Here is a 21,978-nt window from a genome sequence, read left to right as displayed (position 1 = left end):
CTTGCCAACAACTGGCAGTTCAACCCTGCGGTGACCGGCTTACGGCTATGCAGCCGAGGATCCGGCACCAAACCGTTTTTCAATGTAGTTTTCGACAATCTGGTGAAATTCATTGGCAATGTTGTCACCACGTAGCGTGAGGGCTTTTTCACCATCGATAAACACCGGAGCCGCGGGCACCTCGCCGGTTCCTGGAAGGCTGATTCCGACATCCGCATGCTTGCTTTCACCAGGGCCGTTCACGATGCACCCCATGACCGCAACCTTGAGACTTTCCACACCGGGATAACGCACACGCCACACGGGCATCTGCGCACGAAGGAAATCATCAATCTGTTTGGCCAGATCCTGAAACGTTGTGCTGGTGGTGCGACCACAGCCGGGACAGGCTGTCACGCTGGGCACGAACATCCGCAACCCCAACGACTGCAGAATCTCAGATGCCACCACAACTTCCTGCGTCCGGGCCTCCCCCGGCTGGGGCGTGAGCGAAACCCGGATCGTATCGCCGATACCCTCTTGCAGCAGGATCGACAAGGCGGTGGCAGAGGCGACAGTTCCCTTGGTGCCCATACCTGCTTCTGTCAGCCCCAGATGGAGCGCATAGTCGCAACGGCGTGCCAGCTCACGGTAAACCGAGATCAAATCCTGAACGCCGCTGACCTTGCACGACAGGATGATCTGGTTGCCGTCCAGACCCATGTCTTCAGCACGACGAGCCGATTCCACTGCCGAGGTGATCAGCGCTTCATACATCACCTGGCGCGCATCCCAGGGGAGGGGTCGGCGGCTATTGGCATCCATCAGGCTGGCAAGAAGCTCTTGATCAAGACTCCCCCAGTTGACACCGATGCGAACCGCCTTGTTCCACCGTATCGCAGCTTCGATCATCTGGCCAAACTGGCGATCACGCTTGTCGCCTTTTCCAACATTGCCAGGATTGATACGGTACTTCGACAGTGCCTGTGCACAATCCGGAAAATCCGTCAGGAGCCGATGCCCGTTGTAATGAAAATCCCCGACCAAAGGAACGCTTTCCCCCATACGGTCGAGTTGCTCCCGGATATACGGAACCGCTGCTGCCGCTTCCGGTGTGTTGACGGTAATACGAACAAACTCAGACCCTGCCTGAGCCAGTTCTTTCACCTGGATTGCCGTGCCGATGGCATCTACGGTGTCCGTGTTGGTCATGGACTGGATGCGCACAGGCGCATCACCACCCACCGTGACTATGCGAGAGCCCCACACCACCTGCGCCTGCCTGGAACGGCGAGGAGACGGTGTCGCCACGTTGATCGCTGCCGTATCGCTGACCATTTTTTCCACTATTTCACCTCGAAGCGAGCGACATTTTCACGGGAAACGGGCCCGATATCGTAGGGCTTGCCGCGAACAAAAACTTCCGTGGCATCTGCCCGCCCGATCACAACAGCCAGCGGCAACACGCCGGACACAGAAACCAGCTCATTGGGCGCCAAATTGCGCTGCAAGACCAGTGCACCTGCCGCATCACGAACCTGTATCCACGACTCGCTACGTGCTTTGAAAGCGAGAACACCGGAGGGTGCATCGGCGGCAGGCGCGATGCTGGGGGCAGATGCTTCCACCGACGGCAAGACGATGGGATGTGAAGCGATTCCAGCAGGCTTGATCGATTCCCCAGCAGGCAATTCGACACCCACACCAGCTGCAGCTGCAGGGGCAGGGGCAGCGGAAGGGACGCGCTGTTCTGCACCCACTGCAACCGAAATTTCCTGCGCGACGTTCCCTGTAGGCATCGGAATTTTTGTAGTTGTTTCCGGTTGCTTGAGCAAAGCCGATAAATCCGCATCCAGGCCCCGGGGCAGGAACATCATCAAAGCCGCGCCGATCAACAACAAGCCAACAGCCCATACGAAGGATCTGGAGCCGGCCCCCTTGAACGGAGCCGCAGACGATCTACCGGCGAATCCCTTGACGGGCGCGTTCAAACCCACATCTCCGGCAGAGAGTCTAGGTCCCTCCCCCTGGGGCAGAAGCGCCAGAACAGCTTGAGGATCTATCTTGAGGGTGCGACAGACACTGGACGCCAGTGCACGGACGAACACCATGTCCGGCAATGCAGAAAAATTATCCGCCTCCAGTGCTTCAAGCTTGGCAACAGGCACCTTCAGGGCAACGGCCAATGCGGCAATGTGCAGCCCTGCCGCCTCACGGGCATCTCGCAGCAATGCACCCGCCGTCACTGACATACCTTGGCCAGGCGTGTCAGCTGCAGACGACGCAACCAACAACTCACTCATTGAATGCCCCGCGTTCAAAAGCACCCCACTCACGCGAATCAAGGAACCGCTTGCGCAGCTGATCAGCGAGTTGCCTCATAGCCACGGTGTCGCCCAAAGCACGCTCTACCTTGATCCCCAGCCACAGCGATTCTGCGTTGGCGTATTCGCTGTTATTGAGACGTCGGATGTAAAACTGCGCACGACTCAGATCATTGCGACGCAAAAGGAGTGCCGACAAGTGATAGCCAACCACAGGGTTGGCAGCATCCAGTTCGTAGGCCTTGATCAGCGACTGCTCGGCCTCTGCATAGCGCTCAGCGCCAACTTGACAAAGTCCCTTCGCCATCAATGTTTTGCTGCGCGCAGCGTAGGCAGGATTGTTCAGTGCACGGGAAAAGTTCTGATCAGCTTCTGCGTATTTTTTCTGCTGACACAGAAGCCAGCCAAAGTTGTGCGAGAGATTGGCGTCGCCAGGGCGCAAAGCCAGTGCCCGGCGAAAACTCTCTTCTGCCTGCGGAAAATCGTTGAGGCGCAAATAGATGAGACCGCGCAAGTTGTAGGCATCGGCATAGGTCGGATCAGATGCAAGCGATTGCTTGACCTCATCCAAAGCGACGGCAGTTTGCCCCATCTCGAAATAATTGGATGCCAGCTCCAAGCGGATTCGGGCACGGCGGCGCGCTTCAGGTTCGTCGGACGGCGTCACCAGATCCGCAGAGGATTCAGGCGCCGATGTCCCGCCATTGGTCGCACATCCTCCAAGCGCAAAAAAACAGGTCAAGGCACCACAAGCCATGAGCGTCCAGCGGCAATATTGCTGCCAGCGTCCAATCGATCCCACCATGTAGCGCCTCCTTAATAAGTAGCGACTTAAGTCACCTGTTTGAGCACGATTGTGCGTTGCTTTGCCATGCGCGCAGCCGCATGCGTACGGTCTTTGACATCGCCGGCCAGTTGGCCGCATGCGGCATCAATATCATCCCCGCGCGTCTTGCGCACTGTCGTGACAATTCCCGCGCCACTTAGTACTTTTGCAAAAGCGGCGACCTGTGCCTGAGAAGAACGCAAGAGTCCTGAGGCAGGAAATGGGTTGAACGGAATCAGGTTGAATTTGCAGCGGATCGCGTGGCCACGAACTGGTTTGACCAACTCAATCAATTGATGGGCATGCTCAATCTGATCGTTCACGCCATCGAGCATGCAGTATTCAAATGTAATGAAATCCCTTGGCGCATGCTCAAGGTAGCGGTGGCAAGCTTCCAGCAACTCCTGGATCGGGTATTTTCGGTTCAGCGGAACCAGAAAATCCCGCAGCGCATCATTGGGCGCATGCAACGAAACTGCAAGGGCCACCGGACAGTCCTGCGACAAGCGATCCATCATGGGGACAACGCCCGACGTAGACACTGTGACCCGCCGGCGCGACAGTCCGTAAGCATGGTCGTCCAGCATAACCTTCAGCGCGGGCACAAGGGCAGCATAGTTTTGCAGCGGCTCGCCCATGCCCATCATCACCACATTCGAAATAATGCGGGAAGATGATCCCAGGCGTCTGCGCAAGGCGTGCTCGGCGAACCACAGCTGCGCAACAATTTCACCCGTGGTGAGATTGCGACTGAAGCCTTGGTGCCCGGTCGAGCAAAACCGGCACCCAACCGCACAGCCGGCCTGCGACGATATGCAAAGGGTTCCCCGGTCATCCTCAGGAATAAAAACGGATTCGACAGCATTGCCACCGCCCACGTCAAATAGCCATTTGACGGTGCCATCGGCCGAGACATGCTCACTGATGACAGGCAGGGCCTGCACATGCGCACAGCCCTTGAGCTTGGCGCGCAAGGCAGCAGCCAAGTCGCTCATGGCATCAAAATCATCAGCCCCCCGCTGGTGAATCCAGCGGAAAAGCTGCGTGGCACGAAACCGCTTTTCTCCGAGCTGCCCACAAAAGTCGGCTAACCCGTCGAGGTCAAATTCAAGAAGATTGGTTTTCATGGTTGCCGCGTCCAAAATCGGTCGCAGCTGCCCCCAGCGCTTGCTTTATCCAACAGCATTGGAACGAGCGTGGGGACGATCATGTCAGCGCGAGTAGACGTTCATGCCTGGGAAGAAGAACGCGATCTCCACCTGAGCAGTTTCAGGCGCATCGGAACCGTGCACGGCGTTGGCATCAATGCTGTCTGCAAAGTCAGCACGAATGGTACCGGCCTCAGCCTTCTTGGGATCCGTTGCACCCATCAGTTCGCGGTTCTTCAAAATCGCGTTCTCGCCTTCCAGCGCCTGAATCATGACGGGGCCGGAAATCATGAAATCAACCAGATCCTTGAAGAAAGGACGTGCCTTGTGCACCGCATAGAACTGCTCAGCCTCCAGGCGCGAGAGGTGCGCCATGCGGGCAGCAACGACCTTGAGGCCAGCGGCTTCAAAGCGGGCATAGATCTGGCCGATGACATTCTTGGCAACTGCGTCGGGCTTGATGATGGAAAGAGTACGTTCGATGGCCATTTTGATTTCCTGATGTGATGTTGCTGTAATTTTTTCGCCCGTCGGGCAAAGCTTTCGATTCTAACCGGGCAAGGAATCCCCAAAGAATTAGCGATTTCCGCCGCGACGCTGCACGCCGCCGCCAGTACGCCCACCGCCGCCCGTGCGGCGCTGATCCTGACGGTGGCGTGACAAACTGTCCACGCCAATGTATCCGACCGACGTTTTCATGGGATCGGGTTGTGCACTGCCTCGCTGGCGATCCGGGTTTCCACCTCGTGCACTCGGATCATCAGACCTGCGAGGTGCCTGTCCACGCGGTCCACCTGCACTGCCGTTGGCTCCTGGCGGACGCTTTCGGCCATCACCCATGCGTTTACCGCCGCCTCCACGGCTCCGATTCCCCCGGTCTCCACCAGTGGGCACTTCGTTGCTGCGGGCCTCGGGGGCTTCCGGGCGTCCAGCCGAGGCGGCCTGAACCAGGGCCCGAATATCGCTCTCATCGAGCTCCAGCCAGGCCCCTCTTTTCAGCCCCCGGGGCAAGACCATTGCGCCGTAGCGGATCCGGATCAGGCGACTGACAGCGTGGCCCACCGCCTCCAGCATGCGACGAACCTCGCGATTGCGCCCTTCCGATATGGTGACGCGATACCAGCAATTGGAGCCTTCACCACCTCCATCCTCGATCGAACCAAACGCAGCCATGCCGTCGTCCAGCCGAACGCCGTCCAGCAGGTGCTGTTTTTCTTCGTTGCTCAGGGCTCCCAGGACGCGCACGGCATATTCCCGCTCCAGTCCAAACCGGGGGTGCATCAGCTTGTTGGCCAACTCACCCGAGCTGGTGAACAGAAGCAGACCCTCAGTGTTCAGATCCAGGCGACCGACGGACTGCCATTTGCCTTGTTGCAAACGAGGAAGCTTGCGAAACACCGTCGGCCGGTTTTGCGGGTCATCGTGGGAAACCACCTCGCCAACAGGCTTGTGGTAAGCAATAACACGCGCAGGTGGAGGATCAATGCGATAGCGGATCGGCTTGCCATTCACCTTCACCTGATCGCCAAACTGCACGCGTTGACCAATGTGCGCAGGCTCGTTGTTCACCGAGATCCTGCCTTCAAGAATCAACTGCTCCATCTCCAGACGAGAGCCCAGCCCGGCCTGCGCAAGCACCTTGTGAAGTTTGGGCGTTTCCACCTGAGGCAACAGCACGCGCTTGGTTGCTACGGCCTCGCCACCGACCTCATCGGCATCGAAACGACCCGAAATGACATCTTCAAACTGGTAACCATCGACCGCGGCAGCCGTAGATCGCTTTCCAGACCCGGTGAGGCCAGCTGGGCGCGGCGTCGCCTGGCGCCTGGCACCGGCCTCGCGCTTGCCAGCGGTCGACTGCGACGTGGTAATTCCGCCGTCAGATGGAACATCGGCATTGCTCAATGGAGCTGCTGACGCCAGTGCGGGCTCATGTTCCGCGGCAAGATTCGCCGACAGGTGCAGTGCATCGCCCTCGCCGGAGAACCCGGCTGGAGCCTCAATCACCACATCCCCAGCGACGCCAGCCATTGGCTCCGCTTTTTTGCGGGTGTTTTTGCGTGCTACAGCTTTTTTGGCAGGCACTGCGACGTCAGAACTCTCCGTCTCTTGAGACATGTCCTGAGGATCTGAAGTGGAATCGTTCATAAATTATTTCCCGTGACGCCCCCTGGGGCGCCAACTTGTTCATCACGGAGATCCGTCTCCGCACTTGGCTTGGCCTGCGTCTGCTGCTGCGCCTCTTGCAAATCCATCCCGGACAACCCTTCATCGCCCAAAGGAAGGCGGTTTGGAACATCGTCTCCATCCATCTCCAAGGTGCCCTGCAGGTTTCCCAACGAGGCCATTGCCTCCAGGACATTGGAGCTACCGGTGGGGTCATCCAGCACCGGCAACTGGTCCAGCGACTGCAGCCCCAAGTCGTCCAGAAACTGGCGTGTGGTGGCAAACAGCGCAGGGCGGCCTACGGTTTCCCGATGCCCAATGACCTCCACCCAACCTCGATCCTCCAGTTGCTTCACGATCAGACTATTGACCGTGACACCCCGGATATCTTCGATATCTCCGCGCGTCACCGGCTGGCGGTAGGCAATGATGGCCAATGTCTCCAGCGTGGCACGGGAATAGCGCGGGGGCTTCTCCGGGTGAAGCTTGTCCAGGTACTCCCGCATTTCGGGGCGGCTTTGGAATCGCCAACCAGAAGCCACCTGCACCAGCTCGACCCCTCGCAGGGCCCAGTCCTGCTGAAGCTCCTGCAAGAGGACTTTCAGTGTGTCCGACCCCAGCGCATCATCAAAAAGTACACGCAGCTCTCGCACAGCCATGGGCTGCGCAGCGCAGATCAGGGCGGTTTCGAGGACCCGTTTGGCATCCACCGTATTCATGGTTCAGCGATTCCGGGAAAATTTGGCCATGTGCCGATAGCAGGCACCACACCAACTGCAGGAGTCAATCAAGAGCGCACCAGGAAGAAACTCTGGAGCGACGCACCACTTGGCGGGAGACCGCCTTCGGGCGAACACGGCCTGGCAGACCGTCAGGGCGGATTGTAGCCCAGGCCCCACTGCGACAACGCCTGCGCCAGATCGTCCGGCAATGGTGCGCGAAACTCGAGCGCCCGCCCTGAGACCGGATGCGCAAAACACAGCCGATAGGCATGAAGCGCCTGGCGCTCCATTCCCGCAGCATAAGCCCCTCCATAAAGACTGTCGGCAACCAGCGGGTGCCCGATGGATGCCATGTGCACCCGAATCTGATGGGTGCGCCCAGTGTGCAAGGTGCACTCCACCCAGCAACCGAGGTCATTGCCTGCAAGCCATCGCACATCCGTGCGCGCAGTTTTTCCGGGATGACTGTCCAGGTCGACTACAGCCATGCGCAAACGGTTGCGTGGATCGCGCCCGATGGGGGCTTGCACCGTCCGGCTGTGGGGCCCCGTCCAGGGCCGGTGCGCCAAGGCCAGGTATTGCCGATGCACTGCCCGCTCGGCGATCATGCACACGAGCGCATCCATAGTGGCCCGATCCTTGGCAACAACCATCAGGCCACTGGTGTCCTTGTCAAGGCGGTGCACGATGCCCGCGCGGGGCACCCATTGCGCCTTTTCATCGCGCGCAAGAAGCCCGTTCAGCAGCGTTCCACCCCAGTTTCCCGGGGCGGGATGAACGACCAGGCCCGCCGGCTTGTTAATTACCAGCAGGTGCTCGTCTTCGTAAACCACATCGATGGGCAGCGACTCCGGGCGAAATGCCTGGCTCTGCAGCGTCGGGCGCATCTCGACCGAGACCGGGTCGCCGGCCTTCACCCGCACAGCCGCCTTGGTGGCCGGACGACCGTTCAGTGAAACAAGACCCTGCGACAGAAGCTGCTGCAGATAGCTGCGGGAAAACTCGGGCACCAGCTCGACCAGCGCGCGGTCCAGGCGCGCGCCATGCTGGGCCACACCCACCACCACTTGCCGCAACTCGGATTCAGCCTCGGCAAGGCCAGTAAACTCATCCGATAAGCCGAGTTCATCCGGGGTTTCGGCCGAACCCGCGGCAGACGCGGCCCTACCGGCTGTTATTTCGTCGAGACGACCCGTTGGGGCTGCATCAGGCACGGCAGACAGTGCGACAGAAGTCAAACTCAACGCGCTGGCAAGTAGCGGACAGGGTCCACGGGTTTGCCCTGGCGCCGAATTTCGAAGTGCAGCTTGACGCGGTCAGCATCCGTACTGCCCATTTCCGCAATTTTTTGGCCGCGCCGCACCGTCTGGTCTTCCTTGACCAGCAATGCCTGGTTGTGCGCATAGGCGGTCAAAAAGGTGTTGTTGTGCTTCAAAATAACGAGATTGCCATAGCCCCGCAGACCGGCGCCCGCATACACCACCCGCCCGTCAGCCGCCGCAAGAACCGGGTCTCCGGCTTTACCGGAAATATCGTAGCCCTTGTTACGGGCCTCATCAAAACCTGCCAGCAGAGTGCCAGAAGCAGGCCAGATGAAAGGAACGTCGTCTTCCGATGAGGCTGCTGCCGCAGCGGGGGTAGTGGCTGGGATTGGCGCAGGCACAGCCACCGCAGCACTGGCGGCAGGCTTGGGCGTGCTGGCAGCCGAAGCAGGAACAACAGCCGAAGAGGCAACAGGACGCGCCACCACGCCCGTTTCGGTGGCCGCCGTGGCCGAGGGGGGCGCCACTCGCAGCACCTGCCCCACCTCGATCAGGTTGGCATTGTCCAGGTTGTTCCAGCGCGCAATGTCCTTCCAGCCTTGGCCATTTTCAAGGCCAATGCGAATCAGCGTATCTCCGGCCTTGACAGTGTAGTAACCCGGTTTTCCTGCATTCTCAGCCCCCGGCAAGGGCTTGATGGGTGTCACCACCACGCCAGGCACTGACGAAGGCGACGACGAGGCAGAAGACGTTCCACGGTCCTCCACGGGAGCCTTCGTCATACGGGTTCCGCAGCCAGCAAGCACAAGCGCCGTCAACGTGACGGAAACCCCAACGACAAGACTACGTGATACCAACATAAGCATTCCCTTCAGGCAATCCCCGATTTTAGAGGGACAAAATGAACCGGTTCGAGAACGCTTTGTTTCAATCCGTGCGCGGTTTTGTCGATGACAAGCAACACTTGCTGCCCGCCAGCAAGCGCCATGGGCGCCACGAGGCGCCCGCCCAAGGCCAATTGATCACACCAGGCCTGCGGTACGGCTTCGCCGCCAGCCGCTGCGATGATGGCCGCATAGGGTGCGCCCTTGGCATAACCTTGCATGCCATCGCCAAACAACAGGTGCACATTGGCCAGCCGCAGATGGCGCAGATTGTCGCGCGCCTTCTCGTGCAGGCCGCGCAAGCGCTCGATCGAATACACCTCGCGCGCTAGACGGCCGAGCACCGCGGCCTGGTAGCCGCAGCCGGTGCCGATTTCGAGCACCCGGCCCAACCCGCCAGCGCGCGCGCACTCTGCGCCCAACAGCAGTTCGCACATGCGCGCCACCACGCTGGGCTTGGAAATGGTCTGCGCCAGGCCGATGGGCAAACTGGTGTCTTCGTAAGCCTGATTCACCAACGCACTATCAACAAAGCGGTGCCGCTCCACCGACGAGAGGGCCTGAAGCACCAATGGTGATGCAATGCCGCCCGCCGCGAGCTTTTGCACCATGCGCGCGCGCACCGCAGCCGAATCCAGCCCAACACCGTGGGGCGCTGCCGGCACATTGGGGCGCACCGTCGGGCGCAACGGGGCTGGCGCAGGCTTGGAGGCGGCACCCCCAGCGCCATCCAGGCGGGCCGGAAAACCGGGTCTGCGCTGCATCACCGCTGCGGGGCCACTGAACCAGCGGTCACCAAGCGGGACGCCGTCTGCGCCCAATAACCCAGATTGTCGTGGTCGGTCAGATCCACCTTCAACGGGGTCACCGACACATGCCCCTGGGCTGTCGCGTGAAAATCGGTGCCTTCAGCTTCATCCTTGGCTGCGCCAGCCCCGCCGATCCAATACATCACGTCCCCGCGCGGGCTCTCCTGCACGATCACCCGCTCGGCCGCATGGCGGCGTCCCAAGCGGCACAGTTTCAGGGGGCGCAATGCCTGCAGCGGCATGTTCGGAATGTTGATATTGAGCAACCACGGCGCCTCGGCCACCAGGTTCTGCGCCATCATCTGCGCAACGATTTCGCGGGTTTTGTGCGCCGCAGCCTCGATTTCGCCCCAGCCTTTGTCCACCTGGGATACCGCCATGGCCGGAATGCCAAAAAGAAACCCCTCCATGGCAGCGCCCACGGTGCCCGAATAGATGGTGTCGTCGCCCATGTTGGCGCCGTTGTTGATGCCGGATACCACCAGATCGGGTCGGTATCCAAGCAGTCCCGTGAGGGCGATATGAACGCAATCGGCCGGCGTGCCATTCACATAGCGAAAGCCGTTGGCTGCCTTGTGCACATACAGCGGTGAATGCAGGGTAAGCGCGTTGGACTTGGCACTGTTGTTGTGCTCGGGGGCAACGACCTCCACCTCCACCCCGTCAAGGGTTTTGAGCGCATCGTGCAGCGCCACGATGCCTGGCGCCTGGTAGCCGTCGTCGTTGGAAATGAGAATCTTCATGGTTGCAGTAGAGGTTGCAACGGATTGTAGGTGCGGCACCCCGCGCGCGAACGCCCGGGGTCAGCGAGCGGCTGCCAACGCGGCCGTCGCTCGGGGGACAACCCCTGCGCGGCCCCCCCACCTATCATGCGCCCCATCATCAAGAGACAGACCGGAGACATACCCATGCACGCTTGGCTTTGCACGAACCCCACCGGCGTTGACGCGCTCACCTGGACCGAACTGCCCACCCCCACCCCCAAAGCGGGCGAGGTGCTCATCGAGATCAAGGCCGCCAGCCTGAACTTTCCGGATCTGCTGATCGTGCAGAACAAGTACCAGATGAAGCCACCCCTGCCATTTGTGCCCGGCTCGGAGTACGCAGGCGTGGTGGCAGCCGTGGGCGATGGGGTCACGCATCTGAAGGTCGGCCAGAACGTTGCCTGCCTGTCGGGCACCGGTGGCTTTGGCACCCACACCATTGCCCCGGCAGCCCTGTGCATGCCGCTGCCAGACGGCTTTTCGCATGTGGATGCGGCCGCATTCATCATGATTTACGCCACATCCCACCACGCGCTGGTGGATCGCGCCCAGCTCAAGGTCGGCGAAACCGTGCTGGTGCTCGGCGCCGCCGGTGGCGTGGGCACCGCAGCCATACAGATCGCCAAGGCCATGGGCGCACGCGTGATCGCAGCGGCCTCCAGCGATGAAAAATGCGCGCTGTGCACCTCGATTGGCGCCGACGCCACCATCAACTACAGCAAGGAAAACCTGCGCGATGCGATCAAGGCCTTGACCGATGGCAAGGGGCCGGACGTGATTTACGACCCCGTGGGCGGTGACTTTGCCGAGCCGGCCTTCCGCTCTATCGCCTGGCGCGGCCGCTACCTGGTGGTGGGTTTTGCCTCGGGGCCCATCCCGGCACTGCCATTCAACCTGGCGCTCCTCAAGGGTGCCTCGATCGTTGGGGTGTTCTGGGGCGACTTTGCCAAGCGCGAGCCCAAGGCCAATGCCGCCATGATGGGCGAGCTGGCCCAGTGGTATGGCCAGGGCAAGATCAAGCCCGTGATCGACCGCACCATGCCCATGGCCGAGCTGCCCGCGGCCTATGCCCACATGGGCTCGCGCGGCGTGATGGGCAAGCTGGTCATGGTTAACTGAAATCGAACCACCGAGGCGGACGGCTTTGCCGTGAAGCCGCCGCCCTGTGTCAAACTCGCGCACCCCAGACCCCTGACACGGATGCTCGCACATGGCGGACCGACAACCCTCTGAAATTGCCCGCGAAACGCTCAAGCAACTGGCCATCCGACGGCTGGCCCCAACGCCAGACAACTATCTGGCGCTGTATGACGAAATTGCCGGCATCCGCACCCCACCGGCGTTCCCGGACGGGCCGCTAAAACACATTCTGCGGGTGCTCCCGGGCCAGACCCTGGCACAAAAGCGGCTGCTGGGCCAGTTGGAGCGGGCGGTGGACAACAGGGACTGGACATCGCTGCAAAGCGTGATGGTGGGCTACGCCAATCTGGGGCTCAACCCGGCCACCGCCGAACCCGTGGCCGCCGAAACCACCGCGTTGACCATCCTGCCCGAAGACCTGGCAGAACTGCTGGCCCGCCTGATCGACAACACGCTGCCCGCGCTGGGCGAAGACGATGCACGCGTGCATGAAATGGCCCAGCAGCTGACCAAGTTGCTGCGCGAGCCCGCCCCGCCCGTATCGACGGTGCAGCTGATGCTGGGCAACTTCACTTATCGCCTGTCGTTTGCCACCGAAGACCAGGCCGCCATCCGTTCCAGCCTGCTCGATCTGCTGCACATGGTGTTCGAGAACATCGCCGCGCTGAGCGTGGAAGACCGCTGGCTCCATGGCCAGGCCGAGGCACTGATGGCCGCCTCCACACCGCCGCTCACGCTGCGCCGGCTGGACGATGTGCAGCGGCGCCTGAAAGACGTGATCTTCAAGCAGACCGAAGCCCACGCCCGCACCGTCGAGGCCCAGGAGCAGATGAGGGACATGCTGTCCACCTTCATTGAGCGCCTGGCAAAAATCACCGACTCCAGCACCACCTACCATGGCACGATGGAACGCTGCGCCGACCTCATCGGCAAAGCTACCACCCTGGAGGAAATTGCCCCCGTGCTGCAGGAAGTGATGCAAGCCACCCGCTCCATGGCGCTGGACAGCCGGACGGCCCACGACGAGCTTCACGAACTGCGCGAGCGCACCGAACTCAAGCGGGCGCAGGTGGCACAACTGCAGCAGGAACTCGACCGCGCCAGCGCCCAGGCACGCCACGACCCGCTCACCGGCTCGCTCAACCGCAAGGGGCTGGACGAGGCCATGGAGCGTGAGCTGGCCCGTGCGCACCGCATGGGTGCGCCGCTGTGTCTGGCGCTGCTCGACATCGACAATTTCAAGACCATCAACGACCGCCTCGGCCACACCGCCGGCGATGCGGCGCTGGTGCACCTGACCCAGGTCACCCGCGAAGTCATGCGCCCCCAGGACCTGCTGGCCCGCTATGGCGGCGAAGAGTTCGTGCTGATCTTGCCCGACACCACCGTCGCCAACGGCGTAGCCGCCATGACGCGCCTGCAGCGCGAGCTGACCACCCGCTTCTTTCTGCAAGGCACCGAAAAATTGCTGATCACCTTCAGCGCCGGGGTGGCCCAGCTGGGTGACGGCGAGACCAGCGCCGATGCCATTCGTCGGGCCGACAAAAGCATGTACCTGGCCAAACGCTCGGGCAAGAACCGCGTCATGGCCGCCTGAGCGGCTGGAGCGGCTGTCGCTTTCGCCCTGCAGCCAGCCGCGACACTCCGCACCATGACACCCCTGCAACGCCGCGCCTTCCTGCAGCGTGCCGCCCTGGTGGCCGCTGCCGGCACCCTGCCCCGCTGGGCCTGGAGCAACCACCCGCTGCAGCACGACCCGTTTTCCCTGGGCGTGGCCAGCGGCGACCCCACACCCGACGGCGTGGTGCTCTGGACTCGACTGCTGCCAACACAGCACGGCGATCTCAGCGATCCGTTCACCGTGCGCTGGGAGCTGGCCGACGACCCGGCCTTTCGGCGCATCGTGCAGCGCGGGCAGGCCACGGCGCTTCCCGCACTGGGCCACAGCGTGCATGTCGAGCTCACCGGGCTGGCCCCGGCCCGCTGGTACCACTACCGCTTCATGCTGGGCGACGCCATCAGCGCCACGGGCCGCACCCGTACCGCACCTGCGGCCGATGCCATGGACGCCCATCTGCGCATCGCCTTTGCCTCATGCCAGCGCTGGGAGCACGGCCACTACGCCGCGTGGCGCCACCTGTGCGCTGACCAGCCCGACCTGGTGCTCTTTCTGGGCGACTACATCTACGAATACGCATCGCCACCATCCACCACGGGCCTGGCCCGCGTGCACGCGCTGCGGCACGCCAGCACCCTGGCCGACTTCCGCGACCGCTATGCGCTGCACAAGAGCGACCCCGCCCTGCAGGCCGCCCATGCCGCCTGCCCGTGGGCCGTCACCTGGGATGACCACGAGGTGCAGAACGACTACGCCGGCGCCCAAGGCAAGGGCAGCCAGGGCGACCCAGCAGCTTTTCTGGCCCTGCGCAGCGCTGCCTGGCAGGCGTTTTACGAAAACATGCCGCTGCGTGCAGCCAGCCTGCTGGCGCCCGACTTTGGTGCCCTGCAGGTGTACCGGCGCCTGCGCTGGGGCAGGCTGGCCCAGGTGCACCTGCTCGACACCCGCCAGCACCGCCAGTGGCAGGCTTGCCGCCCGGCCGACACGGGCGGGGCTGCCGCCGTGCGCCCGCAAGACTGTGCCGCCCACGCCGACCCGCAACGCACCCTGCTGGGCGCTGCGCAGGAGCAGTGGCTTGATGCGGGCCTGGCCGCCGATGCACAGCACGACCGCACCCGCTGGAGCGTGATCGCGCAGCAAACCCTGTTCTCGCCCCGCCGCTACCCCTCGGGCGTGGTCTCCACCGACAGCTGGGACGGCTACCCCGGCGCCCGCGCGCGCCTGCTGCAGTCACTGGCCCGCCACGCACCGCGCAACAGCGTGCTGCTGGGCGGCGACATCCACCAAAACTATGTCTGCAAGGTGCTCGCCGATGCCGGGGCTGACGGCCAGCAGCCTGCCGGGCCGGTTGTCGCCAGCGAGTTCTGCGGCACCTCGATCAGCTCGCGCGCAGGCACCACGCAGGACAAGGTGGATGCCATCGCCCGCCACAACCCGCATGTGCTGCTGGCGCGCTGCGACAAGCGCGGCTACGGCCTGGCCGACATCACCCCGCAGCGCTGGACCACCACCTTGCGCGTGGTGGACGACCCCTTGCGGGCCGACAGTGGCGCGTCCACCCTGGCGCGCTTCGTGGTGGAAGACGGGCGGGCGGGCCCCGTACTGATGTGAACCGATTAGCTCACGAAATGATAGCTAGTAGCGCTTACAGGTAAAGCGCTAGAGGCCAAAAACAGCACAAATCCAAGGCGCTGTTCCGCAATGTAACAACGGTCGGCCCCCAACCGCCCGCCCGCTACCATGGATTCCCGCCCACCCCATGGAGAACACCGGATGCCCAAGACCACCCCCCTTCGCATTGCGCTGATCGCCGCCGCCGCGCTGCTGGCCGGTTGCAACACCGCACCGCCGCTGGCCTACACCGTGCCCAGCCAGCCCGAGGGCTCGTCGGGCACCACCGAAAAACCGGGCTGGGCCACTGAAAAGTTTGCCGTGGCCGCGGCCAACCCGCTGGCCACCGACGCGGGCTACCAGGTGCTCAAGGCGGGCGGCTCGGCCATCGACGCGGCCATTGCGGTGCAGATGGTGCTGACGCTGGTCGAGCCGCAGTCGAGCGGCATTGGCGGCGGCGCCTTCCTGCTGCATGCTGCGGGTACCCGCGTGGAAGCCTATGACGGGCGCGAAACAGCACCCGCTGCCGTCACCGACAAGCTCTTCATCGGCCCCGACGGCAAGCCCCTGCCCTTCAACGACGCCGTCGTGGGCGGCCGCTCGGTGGGCGTTCCGGGCACGGTGCGCATGCTGGAGCTGGCACACCGCGAGCATGGCAAGCTGGCATGGGCGCAGCTGTTCGAGCCCGCCATCCAACTGGCCGAGGGCGGCTTCAAGGTCAGCGCCCGGCTCAACACCTTGCTGGCCAACGACAAATTCCTGTCCAAAGACCCCGTGGCCGCCGCCTACTTCTACGACACCGCTGGCAAACCCTGGCCCGTGGGCCATGTGCTGAAGAACCCCGAGCTGGCCACGGTGCTGCGGGCCATCGCCCGGCAGGGATCGAAGGCGCTGCTGGAGGGCGACGTGGCCCAGGCCATCGTGACCAAGGTGCGCACGCACCCCACCAATCCAGGCCAGCTCAGCCTGGCCGATCTGGCCGGTTATCAGCCCAAGAAGCGCGAAGCCCTGTGCAGCAGCTACCAGGTTGCGCCCCGCAACTACCGCGTGTGCGGCTTTCCGCCGCCGAGTTCGGGCGCCATCGCCATCGGCCAGATCCTGGGCATCCTCCAAAACACCAACGCGGCTGCCATACCACTGCAAGACGGTCTGCGCGGCCCCGCCCCCGGCGCCGACTGGCTGCACCTCTACACCGAAGCGGCGCGCCTGGCCTTTGCCGACCGCGCGCTCTACGTGGCCGACCCCGATTTCGTGCAACCCCCGGCCGGCAGCTGGATGAGCCTGCTGGAGCCCGCCTATCTGGCCAGCCGCGCCCAACTGATCGGTGCGCAGAGCATGAAGGTGGCGCAACCGGGCACGCCGGGCGCCCTGCGCACCAGCTTTGCCCCCATGCCCGAGCAGCCCGAATACGGCACCAGCCACATCAGCATCGTGGACGCCTTTGGCAACGCGGTGGCCATGACCACCACCATCGAAGACCAGTTTGGCTCACGCCAGATGGTCACCACCAGCGCCGCGCGCCGCGGGGGCTTTTTGCTCAACAACGAACTCACCGACTTCAGCTTTGCCCCCACCGACGCCCAGGGCCAGCCCATTGCCAACCGCGTGCAGCCGGGCAAGCGGCCGCGCTCGTCCATGGCGCCCACGCTGGTGTTTGACCAGGCCAGCGGCGAGCTTCTGATGAGCGGCGGCAGCCCCGGCGGCGCGGCCATCATCCACTACACGGCCAAGGCGCTGTATGGCGTGCTCAACTGGGGCCTGATGCCGCAGCAGGCCATCAACCTGCCCAATTTCGGCTCCATGAACGGCCCCACGCTGCTGGAAGAAAACCGCTTCCCTCCCGCCACAGTGCAGACCCTGCGCGCACGCGGCGCCGAGGTGCGCGAGATGAACATGACCAGCGGCCTGCAGGCCATCACCCGGGGCCAGGCCCATGGCAAAAAGGTATGGCTGGGCGGCGCCGACCCGCGGCGCGAAGGCGTGGTGATGGGTGACTGATAATAATCAGCATCAAAACAGGCTCTAGCGCTTTATAAATAAGCGCAAGCAGCTATACAAAACATAGCAAATACACATGCCCGCACCGACTCCGCACATTCCCCACAGCGCCGGCACTTCGCTGGTTTCCTGCGCCGAGCTGCAAGCCCTGCTCACCCAGATCTTTTTGCGCCACGGCACCTCGGCCGAAGTGGCCGCCGTGCTGGCCGCCAACTGCGCCAGCGCCCAGCGCGACGGCGCCGAAAGCCATGGCATCTTTCGCATCCCTGGCTACCTTTCCACGCTGGCCAGCGGCTGGGTCAATGGGCAGGCCGTGCCGCAGGTGCAAGACGTGGCACCCGGCTACGTGGCGGTGGATGCCGGCAACGGTTTTGCACAGCCCGCCCTGCAGGCCGCGCGCGGCCTGCTGATCGACAAGGCGCGCCGCAACGGCATTGCGCTGCTGGCCATCCGCAACTCGCACCATTTCGCCGCGCTCTGGCCCGACGTGGAGCCCTTTGCCCGCGAAGGGCTGGTGGCGCTGGCCTTCGTGAACAGCATGGCCTGCGTGGTGCCCACGGGTGGGCACAAGGCCTTGTTTGGCACCAACCCCATCGCCTTTGCCGCGCCGTGCACAGGGGGCGACCCGCTGGTGTTTGACCTCGCCACCAGCGCCATCGCCCACGGCGACGTGCAGATTGCCGCGCGCGCAGGCCACACCCTGCCCGAGGGCTACGGCGTGGACCGCCACGGCCAGCCCACCTGCGACCCGGCCGCCATCCTGGACGGCGGTGCGCTGCTGCCGTTTGGCGGCTACAAGGGATCGGCCCTGTCGATGATGGTCGAGCTGCTGGCTGCGGCGCTCACGGGCGGCAACTTCTCGTTTGACTTTGACTGGTCGCAGCACCCCGGCGCCAAAACGCCCAGGACGGGCGAGCTGCTCATCGTGATCGACCCCGGCAAGGGCGCTGGCCACAATTTTGCGCAGCGCACCGAAACCCTGGTGCAGCAAATGCGCGCCGCCGGCCAGGCCCGCCAGCCCGGCGACCGCCGCTACCAGCAGCGCGCCGAATCCGAGCGCCACGGCATCGCGATCGACAGCGAAGAACTCGCCCGGCTGCGCGGCCTGGCAGCGGCACCCTGGTTCAGTGAACCAGCCGCGCCCCGGCCTCTCGCCTAAGCGGCCTGCTGCGCCAGCAACAGTGCCAGCGCCTTTGGCAAATGGGCCGCAATGGCTGCCGGATGCGGGTCGGAGAGCCGGGGCACATGGCCCAGCAAGGGGGCCAAAAGGCCCGCCTCCAGCGCAGCCAGGTTGTCGGCAACATACGGCATGGCGGCATCGACCGTATTGGCCACCCAGCCGGCCAATGGCAGGCCGCGCGCGCGCACGGCTTCGGCCGTGAGCAGCGCGTGGTTGATGCAGCCCAGGCGCAGGCCCACCACCAGCACCACCGGCAGCCCCAGGTCCACGGCCAGGTCGGCGGTGTCCCAGCCAGGGACTAGCGGCACCCGAAACCCGCCCACGCCTTCGACAAATGCGATGTCCGCCCGCGCCGCCACACCGCGCACGGCGGCCAGCAGCGAATCGCGCGAGATGGTGCGGCCCTCCAGGCGGGCGGCGATGTGCGGCGCACAGGGCGTGCGCAGTTGCAGCGGGCCCACCTCGTCATCGCGCAGGTCCATGTTGCTGGCCGCGCGCAGGCGCAGCACGTCTTCATTGACCCAGCGGCCGTCCACGCAGTCCTGCCCCGCCGCCAGCGGCTTGATGGCAGCCGCGCGCAGGCCCGACTGCGCCGCCAGGTGCGTGAGCGCGGCGGTGATGGCGGTCTTGCCGATCTCGGTGTCGGTGCCGGTGATGAAAAATGCCCCCCACGCTCCGCCGCTTCGCGGGTCGCTGCCCCCCCGAGGGGGCTGCTTTTCATCTTGGGGCGGCCCGGCGACGAAAAAACCGCGCGTCATGCCAGCTCCGCTGCGGCTTCGGCCAGCGCCTCCAGCAGGCGATCAATGTCAGCCGCGCTGTGCGTGCCACACAGGGTAATGCGCAGGCGTGCCGTGCCCGGCGCCACGGTGGGCGGACGAATCGCCGGCACGCGCAGACCGGCGCGGTCGAGGATGGCGGCCACCCGCAGCGCGGCAGCGTTCTCGCCAATGACCAGCGGCTGGATGGGTGTGTCCGACGCCACCAACCGCCAGCCCAGGCCAGGGTGGCGCGCCAGGATGGCGCCCACACCGGCCCGCAGCTGCGCCTGCAGGCGCACGAGGTTGGCGCGGCGCTTTTCGCCCTCTTCGCCCGCCATCAGCGCCAGGCTTTGCAGCAGCGCATGGGCCACGGCGGGCGGCGCGGCGGTGGTGAAGATATAGGCACGCGCGGCCTGGATCAGGTATTGGATGACCGTGGGGTGCGCGGCCACAAAGGCGCCCGCCACACCGGCGGCCTTGCCCAGCGTGCCCACCATGATCAGCCGCTCGCTGCGCAGGCCAAAGTGCGCCAGTGTGCCGCGCCCCTGCGGCCCCAACACGCCGAAGCCATGGGCATCGTCCACCACCAGCCAGGCATCGTGCCGTTCGGCCAGCGCCAGCAGGGCATCGAGCGGGGCCACGTCGCCATCCATGCTGAACACCGCATCGGTGACGATCAGCTTGATACGGGCCGTGCAGGCACCCAGCAGCGCATCCAGCTGCGCCACATTGCAGTGCGCATAGCGCTGCACCGACGCCTTGGCCAGGCGTGCACCGTCGATCAGCGAGGCATGGTTCAGCTCTTCCGAAAAAATCACCGCATCGGCATCGCCCAGGGCCGTCAGCACCGCCAGGTTGGCCATGAAGCCGGTGCAGAAAAAAAGCGCCTCGGCGTCGGGAATGGCGGGCGCCACGGCCGCCGCCAGGGCACGCTCCAGCGCCGCGTGCGCGCTCGAATGCCCGCTGATGAGGTGCGACGAGCCCGAGCCAGCACCGTACAGGCGCGCGCCCTCGGCCAGCGCGTCAGCCAGCGCGGGGTGTGCGGCCAGGCCCAGGTAGTCGTTGCTGCAGAACATCAGCAGCTCACGCGATTGCCCATCGGCACCGCGCACGCGCTGCACCGGTGCCGTGGCGCTCTGGGCCTCGCGCAGCACGCGTGTCAGATCCTTGGCTGCGATGGCCTGCAGTTTCTGGTTCAGGTGGTCAAGCAGCATCCAACACCTCCGACAGCGTGGCCATCACGGCCTGGAACAAAAACTGCGCCGCGGGCGCGTCAATCAGGTAAGGCGGCATCAGGTACACCGTGGCGCCGATGGGGCGGATCAGCAGCTCGTGCGCGCGTGCGGCCAGGTGAAAGCGCTCGGCAAACCGCTCACCGGGTTCGCGCACGTCGAACGCCAGAATCATCCCGCGCTGGCGCAGGTGGTGCACGCGCGGATCGGTTGCCAGCGGCGCGAAGGCCTCGGCCAGCAGCCCGGCCTGCACGCGGTTTTTTTCCAGCACCTGGTCGGCAGCAAAGCGGTCGAGCACGGCATTGGCCGCCGCGCAGGCCAGTGCGTTGCCGGTGTAAGAGTGCGAATGCAGAAAACCGCGCCCCACCTGCTCGCTCCAGAAGCTCTGGTAGACCGTTTCGGTGGTCAGCACCAGCGACAGCGGTAAGGTGCCGCCGCTGATGCCCTTGGACAGCGTGATGAAGTCGGGCCAGCCGCACTCGCCCTGCTCGAATGCAAAGAAGGTGCCGCTGCGCCCGCAGCCCACCGCGATCTCGTCGGCAATGAGGTGGATATCGAACTCGTCGCACAGCGCCCGCACGGCGCGCAGGTAAGAGGGCTCGTGCATGGCCATGCCTGCGGCGCACTGCACCAGCGGCTCGATGATGAGGGCGGCCACATGGCCGCGCCGCGCGGTGAGCACGCGGCGCAGGTCGGCCAGCGCGCGCGCCTCGCTGCCCGGGCCCTGGCGCGCATCGGGCGAATCGACGATGTGGGCGCGCATCAGCAGCGGGTCGTAGGCATCGCGGAACACCGCCACGTCGGTCACGGCCAGCGCGCCAATGGTTTCGCCGTGGTAGCCGTTGCGCAGACAGACGAATTCGCGCTTGTCCGCCTGGCCCCGGTTGGACCACGAATGAAAGCTCATCTTCAGCGCGATCTCGACGGCCGAGGCGCCGTCGCTGGCAAAGAAGGCGTGGCCCAGCGCCCCACCGGTCAGTGCCGAGAGCTTTTCCGCCAGCTCGACCGCGGGCGCATGGGTGCAACCGGCCAGCATGACGTGGGGCAGGGTTTCCAGCTGGTGCGTGATGGCGGCGCGGATACCGGCATCCGAGTGCCCGAACAGGTTGACCCACCACGAGCTGTTGGCGTCGAAATAGCGCCGCCCTTCCAGGTCGAAAAGCCAGGGCCCTTCACCCCGGGCGATGGCCAGCGGTGGCGTGACGGCGGCACGCGCCATCTGGGTGCAGGGATGCCAGAGCGCAGCCAGGCTGCGGGCGGCCAGATCGGGGGAGTTCAGGGACTTCAATCAACAACTCACTTGCCCGGAAAACCGGGCATGGATGAAGGGCCGGCGCAAGGCACATGCACGCCCCCGCGCGGATGGGGATGAAAAACCGGGGCAAGTATCGCACCCGGCCTCCACCCCGGTTACACCGCTTTATCGGCGCACCGAAGCCAGGGGACAGTATTTGAACCCGCGGATTCAAGTACGAAGTGCGCGAGTCTCAAGTCTAAGCGGAGTGATCTCCAGCCCATAGAACACCTCATGCGGAGTACGCCAGCCCAGGCACTTGC

19 protein-coding genes are annotated in these 21,978 nt (G+C 64.2%); 5 read left to right on the top strand and 14 right to left on the bottom strand.

What is annotated here, in order from left to right; genetic code table 11:
- Nucleotides 1-45 precede the first annotated feature (45 nt).
- The 11 genes from ispG to surE all read right to left on the bottom strand — a co-directional run bounded on the left by ispG (nucleotide 46) and on the right by surE (nucleotide 10,863).
- The gene (ispG, locus tag B7Y64_RS14430; protein ID WP_291324791.1) at nucleotides 46-1,317 is read right to left on the bottom strand and encodes a flavodoxin-dependent (E)-4-hydroxy-3-methylbut-2-enyl-diphosphate synthase; all 1,272 of its coding nucleotides are present in this window, start codon (nucleotides 1,315-1,317) and stop codon (nucleotides 46-48) included.
- An 8-nt stretch (nucleotides 1,318-1,325) separates the two neighbouring features.
- Nucleotides 1,326-2,282, bottom strand: a complete 957-nt coding sequence (locus B7Y64_RS14425; RefSeq protein ID WP_291324781.1) for a helix-turn-helix domain-containing protein — start codon at nucleotides 2,280-2,282, stop codon at nucleotides 1,326-1,328.
- Entirely contained in the window at nucleotides 2,275-3,108 is an 834-nt protein-coding gene (pilW, locus tag B7Y64_RS14420; protein ID WP_024814589.1) for a type IV pilus biogenesis/stability protein PilW, read from the bottom strand. The genes B7Y64_RS14425 and pilW overlap by 8 nt, the downstream gene beginning before the upstream one ends.
- A 26-nt stretch (nucleotides 3,109-3,134) precedes the next feature.
- On the bottom strand, nucleotides 3,135-4,256 hold the full coding sequence (gene rlmN, locus B7Y64_RS14415; protein ID WP_024814588.1) for a 23S rRNA (adenine(2503)-C(2))-methyltransferase RlmN: 1,122 nt from the start codon (nucleotides 4,254-4,256) through the stop codon (nucleotides 3,135-3,137).
- Between the two features lie 84 nt (nucleotides 4,257-4,340).
- Complete coding sequence (ndk, locus tag B7Y64_RS14410; RefSeq protein WP_111868308.1) at nucleotides 4,341-4,766, bottom strand: nucleoside-diphosphate kinase; 426 nt, start codon at nucleotides 4,764-4,766, stop codon at nucleotides 4,341-4,343.
- An 87-nt stretch (nucleotides 4,767-4,853) separates the two neighbouring features.
- On the bottom strand, nucleotides 4,854-6,425 hold the full coding sequence (locus B7Y64_RS14405) for a pseudouridine synthase (RefSeq protein WP_291324782.1): 1,572 nt from the start codon (nucleotides 6,423-6,425) through the stop codon (nucleotides 4,854-4,856).
- A complete protein-coding gene (gene scpB / locus B7Y64_RS14400; RefSeq protein ID WP_024814584.1) occupies nucleotides 6,422-7,162 on the bottom strand; it encodes an SMC-Scp complex subunit ScpB in 741 nt (246 codons plus the stop codon). Before scpB ends, B7Y64_RS14405 begins: the two co-directional genes overlap by 4 nt.
- A 152-nt stretch (nucleotides 7,163-7,314) precedes the next feature.
- Nucleotides 7,315-8,343, bottom strand: a complete 1,029-nt coding sequence (locus B7Y64_RS14395) for an RluA family pseudouridine synthase (RefSeq protein ID WP_291324792.1) — start codon at nucleotides 8,341-8,343, stop codon at nucleotides 7,315-7,317.
- Nucleotides 8,344-8,405: 62 nt separating this feature from the next.
- Nucleotides 8,406-9,287 carry a peptidoglycan DD-metalloendopeptidase family protein gene (locus tag B7Y64_RS14390; protein WP_291324783.1) on the bottom strand — a complete coding sequence of 294 codons (882 nt, stop codon included), beginning with the start codon at nucleotides 9,285-9,287 and terminating at the stop codon, nucleotides 8,406-8,408.
- An 11-nt stretch (nucleotides 9,288-9,298) separates the two neighbouring features.
- Nucleotides 9,299-10,075 carry a protein-L-isoaspartate(D-aspartate) O-methyltransferase gene (locus B7Y64_RS14385; RefSeq protein ID WP_024814581.1) on the bottom strand — a complete coding sequence of 259 codons (777 nt, stop codon included), beginning with the start codon at nucleotides 10,073-10,075 and terminating at the stop codon, nucleotides 9,299-9,301.
- Entirely contained in the window at nucleotides 10,075-10,863 is a 789-nt protein-coding gene (gene surE, locus B7Y64_RS14380) for a 5'/3'-nucleotidase SurE (protein WP_024814580.1), read from the bottom strand. The genes B7Y64_RS14385 and surE overlap by 1 nt, the downstream gene beginning before the upstream one ends.
- A gap of 165 nt (nucleotides 10,864-11,028) precedes the next feature.
- Between surE and B7Y64_RS14375 the strand changes: the two genes are divergently transcribed.
- The 5 genes from B7Y64_RS14375 (at nucleotide 11,029) to B7Y64_RS14355 (ending at nucleotide 18,410) form a co-directional block, all read left to right on the top strand.
- Nucleotides 11,029-12,003: an NADPH:quinone oxidoreductase family protein gene (locus B7Y64_RS14375; RefSeq protein WP_291324784.1), complete on the top strand. Its 975-nt coding sequence runs from the start codon at nucleotides 11,029-11,031 to the stop codon at nucleotides 12,001-12,003.
- 91 nt (nucleotides 12,004-12,094) lie between these two features.
- Nucleotides 12,095-13,621: a GGDEF domain-containing protein gene (locus tag B7Y64_RS14370; protein WP_291324785.1), complete on the top strand. Its 1,527-nt coding sequence runs from the start codon at nucleotides 12,095-12,097 to the stop codon at nucleotides 13,619-13,621.
- A gap of 54 nt (nucleotides 13,622-13,675) precedes the next feature.
- Nucleotides 13,676-15,253, top strand: a complete 1,578-nt coding sequence (locus tag B7Y64_RS14365; protein ID WP_291324786.1) for an alkaline phosphatase D family protein — start codon at nucleotides 13,676-13,678, stop codon at nucleotides 15,251-15,253.
- Between the two features lie 162 nt (nucleotides 15,254-15,415).
- Nucleotides 15,416-17,251 (top strand): gamma-glutamyltransferase family protein, encoded by a 1,836-nt coding sequence (locus B7Y64_RS14360; protein ID WP_291324787.1) that lies wholly within the window; start codon nucleotides 15,416-15,418, stop codon nucleotides 17,249-17,251.
- 76 nt (nucleotides 17,252-17,327) lie between these two features.
- Nucleotides 17,328-18,410: an Ldh family oxidoreductase gene (locus B7Y64_RS14355; RefSeq protein WP_291329218.1), complete on the top strand. Its 1,083-nt coding sequence runs from the start codon at nucleotides 17,328-17,330 to the stop codon at nucleotides 18,408-18,410.
- On the opposite strand, the gene bioD is transcribed toward B7Y64_RS14355, so the two are convergent.
- Genes bioD through bioA form a run of 3 tightly spaced genes read right to left on the bottom strand, consistent with a single transcriptional unit; the run spans nucleotide 18,407 to nucleotide 21,709 of the window.
- The gene (gene bioD, locus B7Y64_RS14350) at nucleotides 18,407-19,189 is read right to left on the bottom strand and encodes a dethiobiotin synthase (protein ID WP_291324788.1); all 783 of its coding nucleotides are present in this window, start codon (nucleotides 19,187-19,189) and stop codon (nucleotides 18,407-18,409) included. The genes B7Y64_RS14355 and bioD overlap by 4 nt on opposite strands.
- Nucleotides 19,186-20,403: an 8-amino-7-oxononanoate synthase gene (gene bioF / locus B7Y64_RS14345; RefSeq protein WP_291324789.1), complete on the bottom strand. Its 1,218-nt coding sequence runs from the start codon at nucleotides 20,401-20,403 to the stop codon at nucleotides 19,186-19,188. Before bioF ends, bioD begins: the two co-directional genes overlap by 4 nt.
- Complete coding sequence (gene bioA / locus B7Y64_RS14340) at nucleotides 20,393-21,709, bottom strand: adenosylmethionine--8-amino-7-oxononanoate transaminase (protein WP_291329216.1); 1,317 nt, start codon at nucleotides 21,707-21,709, stop codon at nucleotides 20,393-20,395. The genes bioF and bioA overlap by 11 nt, the downstream gene beginning before the upstream one ends.
- Nucleotides 21,710-21,978 lie beyond the last annotated feature (269 nt).

This window comes from Acidovorax sp. 35-64-16 (assembly GCF_002281195.1).
GTDB classification, from domain to species: Bacteria; Pseudomonadota; Gammaproteobacteria; order Burkholderiales; family Burkholderiaceae_C; genus Acidovorax; species Acidovorax defluvii.
The sequence above is the reverse complement of the archived record's forward strand: the minus strand, read 5'-3'. Positions and strand labels throughout refer to the sequence as shown.

Excerpts from the sequence above, each read along its gene's own strand:
- ispG (WP_291324791.1), bottom strand. The coding sequence starts at position 1,317 with ATGGTCAGCGATACGGCAGCGATCAACGTGGCGACACCGTCTCCTCGC.
- B7Y64_RS14425 (WP_291324781.1), bottom strand. The coding sequence starts at position 2,282 with ATGAGTGAGTTGTTGGTTGCGTCGTCTGCAGCTGACACGCCTGGCCAA.
- pilW (WP_024814589.1), bottom strand. The coding sequence starts at position 3,108 with ATGGTGGGATCGATTGGACGCTGGCAGCAATATTGCCGCTGGACGCTC.
- rlmN (WP_024814588.1), bottom strand. The coding sequence starts at position 4,256 with ATGAAAACCAATCTTCTTGAATTTGACCTCGACGGGTTAGCCGACTTT.
- ndk (WP_111868308.1), bottom strand. The coding sequence starts at position 4,766 with ATGGCCATCGAACGTACTCTTTCCATCATCAAGCCCGACGCAGTTGCC.
- B7Y64_RS14405 (WP_291324782.1), bottom strand. The coding sequence starts at position 6,425 with ATGAACGATTCCACTTCAGATCCTCAGGACATGTCTCAAGAGACGGAG.
- scpB (WP_024814584.1), bottom strand. The coding sequence starts at position 7,162 with ATGAATACGGTGGATGCCAAACGGGTCCTCGAAACCGCCCTGATCTGC.
- B7Y64_RS14390 (WP_291324783.1), bottom strand. The coding sequence starts at position 9,287 with ATGTTGGTATCACGTAGTCTTGTCGTTGGGGTTTCCGTCACGTTGACG.
- B7Y64_RS14385 (WP_024814581.1), bottom strand. The coding sequence starts at position 10,075 with ATGCAGCGCAGACCCGGTTTTCCGGCCCGCCTGGATGGCGCTGGGGGT.
- surE (WP_024814580.1), bottom strand. The coding sequence starts at position 10,863 with ATGAAGATTCTCATTTCCAACGACGACGGCTACCAGGCGCCAGGCATC.
- B7Y64_RS14375 (WP_291324784.1), top strand. The coding sequence starts at position 11,029 with ATGCACGCTTGGCTTTGCACGAACCCCACCGGCGTTGACGCGCTCACC.
- B7Y64_RS14370 (WP_291324785.1), top strand. The coding sequence starts at position 12,095 with ATGGCGGACCGACAACCCTCTGAAATTGCCCGCGAAACGCTCAAGCAA.
- B7Y64_RS14365 (WP_291324786.1), top strand. The coding sequence starts at position 13,676 with ATGACACCCCTGCAACGCCGCGCCTTCCTGCAGCGTGCCGCCCTGGTG.
- B7Y64_RS14360 (WP_291324787.1), top strand. The coding sequence starts at position 15,416 with ATGCCCAAGACCACCCCCCTTCGCATTGCGCTGATCGCCGCCGCCGCG.
- B7Y64_RS14355 (WP_291329218.1), top strand. The coding sequence starts at position 17,328 with ATGCCCGCACCGACTCCGCACATTCCCCACAGCGCCGGCACTTCGCTG.
- bioD (WP_291324788.1), bottom strand. The coding sequence starts at position 19,189 with ATGACGCGCGGTTTTTTCGTCGCCGGGCCGCCCCAAGATGAAAAGCAG.
- bioF (WP_291324789.1), bottom strand. The coding sequence starts at position 20,403 with ATGCTGCTTGACCACCTGAACCAGAAACTGCAGGCCATCGCAGCCAAG.